The organism is Nocardiopsis sp. NPDC006938, assembly GCF_042869555.1.
Taxonomy (GTDB): domain Bacteria; phylum Actinomycetota; class Actinomycetes; order Streptosporangiales; family Streptosporangiaceae; genus Nocardiopsis.
Genome location: NZ_JBIAGA010000005.1, coordinates 271,835 through 283,346, shown reverse-complemented (window position 1 = coordinate 283,346; position 11,512 = coordinate 271,835). Strand labels below are relative to the sequence as shown.

9 protein-coding genes are annotated in these 11,512 nt (G+C 70.8%); 6 read left to right on the top strand and 3 right to left on the bottom strand.

Annotation, left to right across the window (positions count from 1 at the left end; translation table 11 throughout):
- Window positions 1-53: 53 nt before the first annotated feature.
- The gene (locus ACFYL4_RS10650) at window positions 54-1,289 is read right to left on the bottom strand and encodes a thiolase family protein (protein ID WP_387518136.1); all 1,236 of its coding nucleotides are present in this window, start codon (window positions 1,287-1,289) and stop codon (window positions 54-56) included.
- A gap of 290 nt (window positions 1,290-1,579) precedes the next feature.
- On the opposite strand from ACFYL4_RS10650, the gene paaK reads away from it, so the two are divergent.
- Window positions 1,580-2,938 carry a phenylacetate--CoA ligase PaaK gene (gene paaK, locus ACFYL4_RS10645; RefSeq protein ID WP_387518135.1) on the top strand — a complete coding sequence of 453 codons (1,359 nt, stop codon included), beginning with the start codon at window positions 1,580-1,582 and terminating at the stop codon, window positions 2,936-2,938.
- Window positions 2,939-2,978: 40 nt separating this feature from the next.
- Here paaK and ACFYL4_RS10640 read toward each other — a convergent pair whose 3' ends face one another.
- Window positions 2,979-3,752, bottom strand: a complete 774-nt coding sequence (locus tag ACFYL4_RS10640) for an AraC family transcriptional regulator (protein ID WP_387518134.1) — start codon at window positions 3,750-3,752, stop codon at window positions 2,979-2,981.
- Between the two features lie 88 nt (window positions 3,753-3,840).
- Here ACFYL4_RS10640 and ACFYL4_RS10635 point away from each other — a divergent pair, with 88 nt between their 5' ends.
- The 3 genes from ACFYL4_RS10635 (at window position 3,841) to ACFYL4_RS10625 (ending at window position 7,004) form a co-directional block, all read left to right on the top strand.
- Complete coding sequence (locus tag ACFYL4_RS10635; protein ID WP_387518133.1) at window positions 3,841-4,647, top strand: sulfite exporter TauE/SafE family protein; 807 nt, start codon at window positions 3,841-3,843, stop codon at window positions 4,645-4,647.
- Between the two features lie 175 nt (window positions 4,648-4,822).
- On the top strand, window positions 4,823-5,596 hold the full coding sequence (locus tag ACFYL4_RS10630; protein WP_387518132.1) for a DNA polymerase beta superfamily protein: 774 nt from the start codon (window positions 4,823-4,825) through the stop codon (window positions 5,594-5,596).
- Between the two features lie 433 nt (window positions 5,597-6,029).
- A complete protein-coding gene (locus ACFYL4_RS10625; protein ID WP_357763019.1) occupies window positions 6,030-7,004 on the top strand; it encodes a phosphatidylinositol-specific phospholipase C in 975 nt (324 codons plus the stop codon).
- A 78-nt stretch (window positions 7,005-7,082) separates the two neighbouring features.
- On the opposite strand, the gene ACFYL4_RS10620 is transcribed toward ACFYL4_RS10625, so the two are convergent.
- Window positions 7,083-7,784 (bottom strand): GntR family transcriptional regulator, encoded by a 702-nt coding sequence (locus ACFYL4_RS10620; protein WP_357763022.1) that lies wholly within the window; start codon window positions 7,782-7,784, stop codon window positions 7,083-7,085.
- 115 nt (window positions 7,785-7,899) lie between these two features.
- On the opposite strand from ACFYL4_RS10620, the gene ACFYL4_RS10615 reads away from it, so the two are divergent.
- Window positions 7,900-9,066 (top strand): enolase C-terminal domain-like protein, encoded by a 1,167-nt coding sequence (locus ACFYL4_RS10615; protein ID WP_357763025.1) that lies wholly within the window; start codon window positions 7,900-7,902, stop codon window positions 9,064-9,066.
- A 170-nt stretch (window positions 9,067-9,236) separates the two neighbouring features.
- The gene (locus ACFYL4_RS10610) at window positions 9,237-10,922 is read left to right on the top strand and encodes an SLC13 family permease (protein ID WP_387518131.1); all 1,686 of its coding nucleotides are present in this window, start codon (window positions 9,237-9,239) and stop codon (window positions 10,920-10,922) included.
- Window positions 10,923-11,512: the final 590 nt, after the last annotated feature.

Genomic DNA, 11,512 nt, shown 5'->3' with positions numbered 1-11,512 from the left:
GCTCTCCGGCCCGGAGCGGTCCGGACCGGTGCCAGCGGGGTCGGAACGCGGCGTCACGGGCGCTCCACCAGCAGTGCGGTGCCCTGGCCGACGCCCACGCACAGGGTGGCCAGGCCCCGCCGGGCGTCCTCGCGTTCCATGCGGTTCACCAGTGTGACGACCAGACGCGCACCGGAGGAACCCAGGGGGTGGCCCAGGGCGATCGCGCCGCCGTCCGCGTTGACGCGGGACTCGTCCAGGTCGAGCCGTCGCAGCACGCCCAGCGCCTGGGCGGCGAAGGCCTCGTTGAGCTCGACCGCGCCGACCTCGTCCAGCGTCCACCCGGCCCGGCCGAGGACCTTGCGGGTGGCCGGAACCGGCCCCAGTCCCATGACCTGCGGGTCCACTCCGGCCGAGGCGGCCGCGACGATCCGGGCGCGGGGGGTCAGGCCGTACCTGCGCACGGCCTCGCCGCTGGCCAGGACCAGCGCGGAGGCGCCGTCGGAGAGCGAGGACGAGTTGCCCGCCGTGACGATGCCGCCCTGGCGGAAGACCGGGCGGAGCTGGGCGAGGCTCTCCATGGTGGAGCCGGGGCGCGGGCCCTCGTCCCGGGTCACCTCCTGGGTCTGCCCCTTGCGGCCGCGCACGGTGACGGGGACGATCTCGTTCGCGAACCGGCCCGCCTCGGCTGCGGCCACGGCCCGCTGGTGGCTCCGCAGAGCGAAGGCGTCGCACTCCTCACGGGTGAGGCCCTCCAGGGTGGCGACCTCCTCCGCCGTCTCGCCCATCGACAGGGTGTAGCGCAGCTCGTCCGGTGAGGCGCCCGGCGGTGTGTCGGCGTCGGCGTCGGCGAAGCGCGGGTTGGTGAAGCGCCAGCCCAGGGAGGTGTCGGCGACCTCGCCGGGCTTGGCCCAGGCGGTGCCGGGCTTGGCCATCACCCAGGGCGCGCGGGTCATGGACTCCACCCCGCCCGCGACCACGAGATCGGCCTCGCCCGCGCGGATGGCCTGCGCGGCCGAGGCGACGGCGGTGAGACCGCTGGCGCACAGCCGGTTGACGGTGTAGCCGGGGACCGAGGTGGGCAGCCCGGCGAGGAGGGCCGCCATGCGGGCGACGTTGCGGTTGTCCTCCCCCGCCTGGTTGGCGGCGCCGAGGATGACCTCGTCCACGTCCTCGCCGGGCACCCCGGCGCGGCGGACCGCCTCGGCCACCGCTCCGGCGGCGAGGTCGTCGGGACGGACGGCCGCCAGGGCGCCCCCGTAACGGCCCTGGGGGGTGCGCACCCCGTCGACCACGTAGACGTCGCTCACGAACGGCCTCCCTTGCTGGTGGCGGTGGCCTGTGCCACCGTCCTGTGTGAACTGATCAACACGTCTCCTTGACACGGCCACACGGAGACTGAATAAATGCATTAGTAACCGAACGTTCGGTCAGTAAGCAAGTCGGTCCCCTCCACGGACCGGCGAAGACCCACCTCGGCGCGGTCGCACCGCCAGAACGTGCGCCGCGGCTCAGCACGGCGGACCCCGCCCCCCTCTCACGGGACGGCCGACCGAGCCCGGCCCGGCGGAAACACCGTGCACAGTACCCGGAGAGGCCCATGGCAAGCCAGGACACCACCACGCAGTCGGCCGGAACCGCCCTCCAGAAGCGTCTCGGGCAGGCCCCCGCGCCCGAGACCCTGGACCCGGCCGAGCGCATGAGTGTCGACGAGCTGCGCTCCCTCCAGTTCGAGCGCCTGCGCTGGACCCTGGAGCACGCCTACACGAACGTGCCCCTCTACCGGCGCAAGTTCGACGAGGCCGGGGTGCGCCCCGAGGACCTCGGGTCACTGGAGGACCTCGCCCGCTTCCCGCACACCACCAAGGCCGACCTGCGCGACAACTACCCGTTCGGGATGTTCGCGGTACCGCAGGAGCGGGTCAGCCGCGTCCACGCCTCCAGCGGCACCACCGGCCAGCCCACCGTGGTCGGCTACACGCGCGAGGACATCGACACCTGGGCCACCGTCGTGGCGCGCTCGATCCGCGCCTCCGGGGGCCGCCCCGGCCACAAGGTCCACGTCTCCTACGGGTACGGCCTGTTCACCGGCGGCCTCGGCGCCCACTACGGCGCCGAGAAGCTCGGCTGCACGGTCATCCCCGCCTCCGGCGGCCAGACCGCCAAGCAGGTCCAGCTCATCCAGGACTTCCGGCCCGAGATCATCATGGTCACGCCCAGCTACATGCTGACCCTGATGGACGAGTTCGAGCGCCAGGGCATCGACCCCCGCACGACCTCGCTCAAGGTGGGGATCTTCGGCGCCGAACCCTGGACCGAGCGGATGCGCCTGGAGATCGAGGAGCGCTTCGACATCAACGCCGTGGACATCTACGGCCTCTCCGAGGTGATGGGGCCGGGCGTGGCCAACGAGTGCGTGGAGACCAAGGACGGCCTGCACGTGTGGGAGGACCACTTCCTCCCCGAGGTACTCGACCCGGTCACGCAGGACGTGCTGCCCGACGGCGAGAACGGCGAACTGGTCTTCACCTCGCTGACCAAGCAGGCCATGCCGGTCATCCGCTACCGCACGCGCGACCTCACCACCCTGCGCCCGGGCACGGCCCGCCCGATGCGCCGCATGGACAAGATCACCGGCCGCAGCGACGACATGATCATCCTGCGCGGGGTCAACGTCTTCCCGACCCAGATCGAGGAGATCGTGCTCGGCCTGGACGGGCTCGCCCCGCACTTCCAGCTGGTGCTCACCAAGGAGGGGCGCCTGGACCGCATGGCCGTCAGGGTGGAGGCGTCCCCGGACTGCACCTCCGACCGGCGTACCGTCCTGAGCCGGGAGATCACCGCGACCATCAAGGACCGGGTGGGCGTGAGCGTCACCGTGGACGTGGTAGATCCCGAGCAGATCGAGCGTTCGGTGGGCAAGTTCCGCCGCATCGTCGACCAGCGCCCCAAGGGGTGACCACGGGAACGCCCCCGGCCGCACCCACCACCGCGCGTGATCACCGGGCGTGCGTGGGGCGGTGGTCCCGGGGGCTGCTCCCCAACAGCCGCGCGAAGGCCGCGGAGAACGCGGCCGGACTCCCGTACCCCAGGTCCGCGGCCACCCGGGCGACCGCCTCCCCCCGAGCCAGGGCGGGCAGCGAACGCAGCACGCAGGCGCGCTGACGCCACCGCGCGAAGCCCATCCCGGTCTCGGCCCGGAACAACCGGTTCACCGTGCGCTCGCTCACGTGCAGCCGCCCCGCCCACCGCGCGAGCGGGTCGTGCACGCGCGGTTGCTCCAGGAACTCCTCGCACAGAACGCGTAGGCCCTCGTGGCGCGGCAGGGGAAGGTCCAACGGCAGCGGCACCAGGCCCCTCAGCTCGTACAACAACAGCTCGACCAGGGCCGCGTCACGCCCGTGCCGGTCGTGGCGCGGCTCGATGTCCACCGCCGCCGACAACAGCTCCCGCAGGAGCGGGGACACCTCCACCACCTGACAGCGGACCGGGAACCACGGCACCGAGGCGGGTTCCACGTACAGGCTCCGGGTGCTGACCCCCTCCATCGTCACCTCGTGGTCCGTCCCGGCGGGCACGAGCACCGCGCGCTGCGGCGGCACGGTCCACGCCCCGTCGTCGGTGACCACGCGCATCACCCCGGTCGACCCGTACAGGAACTGGGCGCGGCGGTGCCGGTGCCGGGCCAGGACGAACCCGGGCGGGTAGTCGGTGCCGATCGCCAGCACGGGCCGGTCGACGTGGTCCACTTCGGCGATGGGGACGTTACGCACGGAAGCCGACACTAACGTGTCCGTTGCGCGATCGTTCCCGTCCGCCCATCGAATGCGCGCCACGACCGTGGTCCCTACGGTGGTGCGGGTGCTCTCCTCGACCCTTCTCCTCCTGGCCCTGGGCTGCCTGACCGGCGTCACCACGGTGGTGTTCGGCTTCGGCGGCGGCTTCGTGACCGTCCCGGTCGTGTACGCCGTCACCCTGGCCCGTGCCGAACCGGGCGTGGACGCCATGGCGGTGGCCGTGGCCACCTCCACCGCCGTCATGGTGGTCAACTCCCTGAGCGCCACCTGGGCCCAGCACCGTGCCGGGCGGCTGCGCCGGGCGTATCTGTGGCCCCTGGCCGCGCCCATCGGCCTGGGGTCGGCCGCCGGAGCCCTGGCCGCCACCGTGGCGGGCGGCACGGCCCAGCACGCCCTGTTCGTGGCCTACCTGGCGGTGACCATCGCCGACAGCGTGCTGCGCCGGGGGTTCCTCACCCCGTCGCCGGGGAGCACACCCCGAGTCCCGCGCCCCGGAACGACCCGAGCCGTCGGGTTGGGGATCGGCGCCGTCACCGGGTTCCTGGGCGTGGGCGGCAGCGTCATGACCGTGCCCCTACTGCGCCGACGCGGCCTGTCCATGGGCGAGGCCACCGCGACGGCCAACCCGCTCACCGTGCCGGTCGCGCTGGCCGGGACCCTGGTGTACGCGCTGTGCGGTACCGGTGGCGCCGGGACCGCCCACGGGCACCTGGGTTCGGTGGACCTCGCGGCCGGTGCCCTGCTCCTCACCGGTTCCCTGCCCACCATCGCCGTGGTCCGCCGCGTCACGGGCCGGATTCCCGACCGCGCGCACGCCGTGTCGTACGTGATCCTGCTGACCGTGGTGCTGGTCGTGTTCCTGGTCCTGTGAGGTGGCGGCCCGCCCAGCAGACCCGGTGTGTTGGGGAAGCGGTGCTCTGTTGTCCCGCCCCGTGAGTCCTCTGGTGCGGCGCGTACGGGGTGACGGCCCCCGAAAACGGTTCGTGGCCCCCGACTCCGCCCCGATAGGTTGCGGCCACCACGATCCGCCAAAGGGGGAGACCCAGGTGAAGCACTCCAGCGAGGAGTTCGCCCGCATCGCCGAGCGCGGCACCGTCCTGCGCTGCCAGGTCGGCTCCGTCGTCCACGGCCTCAACCTCGAAGGCCAGAACGATCGTGACGAGATGGGGATCTGCGTCGAACCGCCCGAATACGTCATCGGCCTGCGCTCCTTCGAGCAGTTCATCCTCCGCGACCAGGGCGAACACGCCCGGTCCGGTCCGGGAGACCTGGACCTGACCGTCTACTCGCTGCGCAAGTGGACCCGTCTTGCTCTGGAGGGCAACCCCACCATCCTGCTGCCGCTCTTCGTCCCCGAGGAGGCGATCGTCACCCTCACCCCCGTCGGCCGCGAGCTGCGCGCCAACGCCCACCGCTTCCTGTCCCGGCGCGCGGGTGAGCGCTTCCTCGGCTACCTGCGCGCCCAACGCGACCGTATGGCGGGCACCCGGGGCGGCAGGCACACCAACCGTCCCGAACTGGTCGAGAGGCACGGCTTCGACACGAAGTACGCGTATCACATGGTCCGGCTGGGCCTCCAGGGCGTGGAACTGATGGAGTCCGGTGGCATCACCCTGCCCATGCCCGAGCCCGACCGGGACTGGCTCCTGGCACTGCGCCGGGGCGAGCACACCCGAGACGAGGCCCTGGAACGGACCGGGGAGCTGGAGGGACGCCTGGAGGATCTGTGCCGGACCTCCCCCCTGCCCGCGGCACCCGACACCGGCTGGGCCGACGCCTGGCTGGTCCGGTCCTATCAGCGGTTCTGGAACGAGAGCTGAACCACGCTGGTCAGAGCGGCGACCCGAGGCGGCGTCCCCGCGACGGAGAGATAGGGTGATCCACCGAAGAGGTAACATGCCGCGCCCGAGACTCCGGGTGTCCCGGTGTGCCGGGCGCCGGGGGAAACGGCCCACGGCGCCCGGGGGACGACACAGTGAAGGAAGCACCATGATCGGAACCATCGCGTTCGTGCTCATGATCGTCAGCCTGTCCATGATGATCATCTCGGGCCTCATCGCGACCCTCGTGAAGACCCGCTAGGGTCCGGACGTCCCGACACCGGGTTGACGGGTGCGCCACGCGTGCGCGCGGGCGCCCGTCACCCGTCGTCCGCCGACGGGGTGAGGTAGGGGGGATGCCAACGGAGCCGCCGCGTGACAGGGTGAAGGCGGCCCGTTACCGGGGCCACACCCCCGCTCGCGAAGGACCCCCATGCTCACCCTCCCCTCCGCCGCCACGGCGCTCCCCCGACGTACCGGGCCGGTTCTGACGGCCCTGATCCTCGCCGGTTCACTCCTGTCCGCGCTCTCCCCCGCCGCCCCGGCCGCGGCCGAGGACGGACCCGACACGGCGCGCGCCACCTGGATGGCACCGATCCCCGACGGCACCAGCCTGGCCGCGCTGTCGATCCCGGGCACCCACGACACCGGTGCCTGGACCGGCACCGTGTGGTCGCGCACCCAGGACCTCACGCTCTCCGAGCAGCTCGGCTCCGGGGTGCGTTTCCTGGACGTGCGCACCCGCCACTACCGGGACGCCTTCCCCATCCACCACGGTGTCGAGTACCTGAACCTGAACTTCACCGACGTGGTCACCGACATCGGGGCGTTCCTCGACGCGAACCCCTCCGAAACCGTGCTCATGCGGATGAAGAAGGAGCACACCGAGGAGGAGAACACCCGGAGCTACGAGGAGACCCTCGACCACTACATCGAGGAGAACCCGGACACCCGGGACATCCTGGGAGAGCGGCTGTGGGTTCCCGAGCAGGGCGTCGACCGCGTGCCCGACCTCGGCGAGGTCCGGGGGCGGATCGTCATCGTGCAGGACTTCGCGGCCTCCCGTGACTACGGCGTCCACTGGAACGGCTCCTCGCTGGACATCCAGGACGACTACCGCGTGCCCACCCTCTTCGACATCCCCGCCAAGTGGGACAAGGCCCGCACGCACTTCGACCGGACCGCCGACGGCGCCGACGAAACCCTGTACGTCAACCACCTCAGCGGCAGCGGAGCCCCCTGGGCCAACCCCCGCGAGGTCGCCTGGGGCGGGCTGGGCATCCGGGGCGTGAACCCGCGCGCCGTCGACCACCTGCGCCCGGTGTCGGCGCCCCGTACCGGCGTGGTGGTCATGGACTTCCCCAGCCAGGAGCTGACCGACCTGGTCATCGCGCACAACCCCGGCTGAGTCGTCCGCGCGCGGGCCGTCGGTGCGGATCACCCGTTCCGCACCGGCGCTCGCGCGGGCCCCGAAGACGCGGGGACCTCAGGTCGGACGCACGGCGAGGGGGTGGTAGACGCGCTCCAGATCCCCGAGGGCGTCCGTGACGGCCGCCCCGAGGCTGTTGCGGATGTGGGAGCGCACCAGAGCGGCGGCGGCCGTACCGTCACCGGCGACGACGAGTTCCAAGATCCTGTGATGCTGGTTCAGGTCGAGGGTGCGCGGCTCGGCGCCCGCGGGCAGTTCCAGGCCGATCCGCCGGTAGCGGTCGGCCTTGTCCCACAGGTCGTCCAGCAGCCCGATCATCACCTTGTTGTGGGAGGCGGTGTAGATGGCCCGGTGGAAGGCCCGATGGGCGGCGATGGCGTCCTCTCCCCAGGTACGGGTGACCGGCAGGAGCGCGTCGGCCGCCGACCGCATCGCGGCGATCTCCCCCTCCGTCCTGCGGAGGGCGGCGAGCTCGGTGGCCGACGGTTCCAGCGAGAAGCGGGCCTCCAACAGTTCACGCGCCTCGGAGGCGCTCATGGGAGCCACCCGCACGTCACGGTGAGCGTCCATCTCGACCCACCTCTCACTGACCAGGCGCCTGATCGCCTCGCGCAGAGGGGTGATGCTCATCCCCAGCTCCTCGGCCAGGGCGTACTGCGACAGACGTGACCCCGGGACGAGCTCTCCGACGGTGATACGGCGACGCAGTTCGGTGTAGGCCAGCCCGCCCTTGCTGGAGAAGGCGTTCTCGCTGGTCATGGTGACCTCTCTCCTATTTTCCCCACCCACGGTCTTGTGACCCCCGTCTCATTCAGCTTAGACTCCGCCCCGTACTTATAAGAGCCTTATAAGTCCCTGCCGCAGAGAGAAGTCCATGAGAATCGTTTCCGCCCATGCCGGCACCATCCCCATCAGCTCATCGATGCGCAACGCCTACATCGACTTCAGCAACATGGACTGCACGATCCTCGCGCTGGTCAGTGACGTGGTGGTCGACGGCAGACCCCTGGTGGGCTACGGCTTCAACTCCAACGGCCGTTACAACGCCACGGCCATCCTGAACGAGCGGGTGCTGCCACGGTTGCGCAACGCCGCCGCGGAGGAACTGCTGGACGAGCACGGCGCGCTCTCCCCCGCCCAGGCGTGGGAGGTCGTGATGCGCAACGAGAAGCCCGGCGGACACGGTGAACGCTCCGTCGCCGTCGGCGTGGTCGACATGGCGCTGCACGACCTCGCCGCCAAGGCCGCGGGGGTGCCGCTGTACCGGTGGATCTCCGATCACTACGGGGACGGCGACCCCGACGAGGACGTCTTCGTCTACGCCGCCGGCGGCTACTACGCGCCCGGCAAGACCCTGGACGACCTGCGGGACGAGATGCGGGGCTTCCTCGACGCCGGGTACGAGATCGTCAAGATGAAGATCGGCGGCGCCGACCTGGCCGAGGACCTCAGGCGCATCGAGGCGGTCATCGACGTCCTGGGCGGTGACGGCTCCCGCCTGATGGTCGACGTCAACGGGAGGTTCGACCTGCGTACCGCCCTGGACTACGGCCGAGCCATCGACCAGTACGGCCTCTTCTGGTACGAGGAGGTCGGCGACCCGCTGGACTACCGTCTCAACGCGACGCTGTCGGAGGAGTACCGCCATCCCATCGCGACCGGGGAGAACCTCTTCTCGTTGCAGGACGCCCGGAACCTCATCCGCTACGGGGGGATGCGCCCGGACCGCGACTTCATCCAGGTCGACCCGGCACTGAGCTACGGGCTCACCGAGTACCGCCGTGTCCTGGCCATGCTCGACCAGCACGGCTGGTCCTCCCGCCGGTGCGTCCCGCACGGCGGGCACCAGTTCTCCCTGCACATCGCCTCGGCCCTCAAACTCGGCGGCAACGAGTCCTACCCCGGAGAGTTCCAGCCGACCGGTGGCTTCACCGACGACGCGGTGATCACGCACGGCCGCGTGGCGCCGGGTGAACTCCCGGGCATCGGGCTCGAAGGCAAGGCGGAGTTCCACAAGGTCCTCCGGAGCCTGCACGACTGACCGACCGAGAGCGAGGGCGCCGGACACGGGCGGCCGCCCCGCCCTCACGCGGGCAGCGTCGAGGCGACGCGCACCGACTCCCTGACCACGAGTGCCGCCTGGGACCCGGTTCCACCCCCGAACCGATCTCCGCAACCACGCCGAGCCGAAGAACCAGAGAAGGTACCGCAATGGCACACTCCTATCCGCATTCCCTCTGGTGGAGCCTGTGGGTGTCACACCGGCAGATCAAGGACCTACTGACGTTCTCCAAGCGCGGGACGCCGCGACGGAAGGAGCCGGTGCCGTCCGCGGCGGGCGAGGGCGCCGGTGCCGCCGAAGCGCCCGGCGATCCCGGGCCCCCGGAGTCGGACCAGGAGCCCGACGGCTCCGACCCCGGGTACACGCCCGCGCGGCTCATCGGCCTGGTCCTCGGGCCGCTGCTGTTCCTGATCACGCTGCTGGTCTTCGAACCCGCGGGGCTCTCCCCCGAGGGCAGGGCGGTCCTCGCCACCACCCTCTGGGTCGCTACCTGGTGGATCACCGAGGCGATCCCCATCCCGGTCACGTCCCTGCTCCCCATCGTGCTCCTGCCGCTCACCGGCGCGCTGGACGGGGACACCGTGTTCTCGGCCTACGGCAACGACATCATCTTCCTCTTCCTGGGCGGGTTCTCCATCGCGATCGCCATGGAGAAGTGGAACCTCCACCAACGGATCGCCCTCACCATCGTCTCGGCGATCGGCACGAGCCCGCGCCGGATCATTCTCGGCTTCATGGTCGCGACCGGATTCCTGTCGATGTGGGTCTCCAACACGGCCGCCACGATGATGATGATCCCCGTGGGGCTGGCGGTCGCCTACCAGGCCGCCCGTTCGCTGCGCGGCGGGGAGTTTGCCGACGACCTGCCGAAGTTCGAGAAGTCGATGGTCTTCGGCATCGGGTACGCGGCCACCATCGGCGGCCTCGGAACGCTGATCGGCACACCGCCGCTGGCCATCCTCGCCGCGACCTCCGGAGAGCTCTTCGGCCAGACCATCTCGTTCGGCGGATGGATGATGTTCGGCGTCCCGATCGCCGCCCTCCTCCTCGCCTTCACCTGGTTCTACCTGACGGGCATCAAGTTCAGGGTCGGGTTCAAGCACCTTCCCGGCGGCAAGGAGATCATCCGGGAGGAGAGGAGGTCCCTCGGCAGGACGTCCACCGAGGAGAAGGTCGTGTTCGGCGTCTTCCTCACCGCCGCGTTCCTGTGGGTGACCCGCTCCTTCCTCTGGGAGGACCTCCTTCCGGGCATCAGCGACGGAGTGATCGCGATCGCCGCGATGGCGGCCCTGTTCACGCTGCCGACCCGTGGTCGCAGGGACAAGAGAATCCTCCAGTGGGAGGACTCGAAGCGCATCCCCTGGGGCATCCTCCTGCTGTTCGGCGGCGGACTGGCCATCGCGGCCGGGTTCGTCGAGACCGGCCTCTCCTCGTGGATCGGCGCACAGCTGCGCACGCTCGACGGGATCAGCGTGGTGCTGATCATCATCATCTCCACCGCGCTCGTGCTGTTCCTCACGGAGATCACCTCGAACGCCGCGACGGCGACGATGATCCTCCCGGTCATGGCCGCCTTCGCGGTCTCCCTGAACATTCATCCGTACGCGTTGATGGTCCCCTGCGCGATGGCCGCGAACTGCGCGTTCATGCTCCCGGTGGGAACCCCGCCGAACGCGATCATGTTCGGCACCGGGAAACTGACGATCATGGAGATGGTCAGGGCCGGTTTCTGGTTGAACTGGGTCGCCCTGGCCCTCATCGCCGGGAGCGTCCTCTACGTCCTGCCATGGATGTGGGGCATCGATCTGATGACCGTGCCCCCCGGCTTCCTGTGACCGGGCCGGCGGCCGTCTCCCGAGCCGCGCGGTCACGACACGGCGGCCACAAACGGTGTCCCGGCCGCTGACGCCGTCGCCCCGCCGTGACCGCCACGAGGGCTGGTCAGCCCGGTGGCGTGCGGCCCGAGCGGCGGCACGACCCGCCACCGTCAGCGGCACCACGCCGCTCGGGAACCGACCAACCGCACGACCCCGGCCCGTGCCCGCGCCACCCGCATCGTGGGGGTGGCGCGGGCACGACGCTGATGGTCGCCGGTGCGGATCACCCACCCACCACGTTCCGCCCCGGCGCTCACGCGAGTCCGGAGTACGTGTCTCAGGCCCCTTCCTCGTGCGTGAACTCGGCATGTTTCTTGGATGGAGAGTGCGTCCTGGGAGCCCCACCTTTATGTCGTAGATTTTCTACTGGCACATGCCGCCTCGCGCGGGGTCGACTCACTCTCCGTGTCGAGCAGGGCCTCCGGCCACCGCGACTCCGGCCCCCGGCGCCGTGGCCGATTCCGGCCATCCTCACGTGAGGGTGCACGTGCAACGGTGCCGACGGTGGTATCACTGGGAACAGAGTCCCCCACCCGGTCGGGGACGCC

Coding starts and splice junctions, on each gene's coding strand:
- ACFYL4_RS10610 (WP_387518131.1), top strand. CDS start 9,237: ATGGCACACTCCTATCCGCATTCCCTCTGGTGGAGCCTGTGGGTGTCA.
- ACFYL4_RS10615 (WP_357763025.1), top strand. CDS start 7,900: ATGAGAATCGTTTCCGCCCATGCCGGCACCATCCCCATCAGCTCATCG.
- paaK (WP_387518135.1), top strand. CDS start 1,580: ATGGCAAGCCAGGACACCACCACGCAGTCGGCCGGAACCGCCCTCCAG.
- ACFYL4_RS10625 (WP_357763019.1), top strand. CDS start 6,030: ATGCTCACCCTCCCCTCCGCCGCCACGGCGCTCCCCCGACGTACCGGG.
- ACFYL4_RS10620 (WP_357763022.1), bottom strand. CDS start 7,784: ATGACCAGCGAGAACGCCTTCTCCAGCAAGGGCGGGCTGGCCTACACC.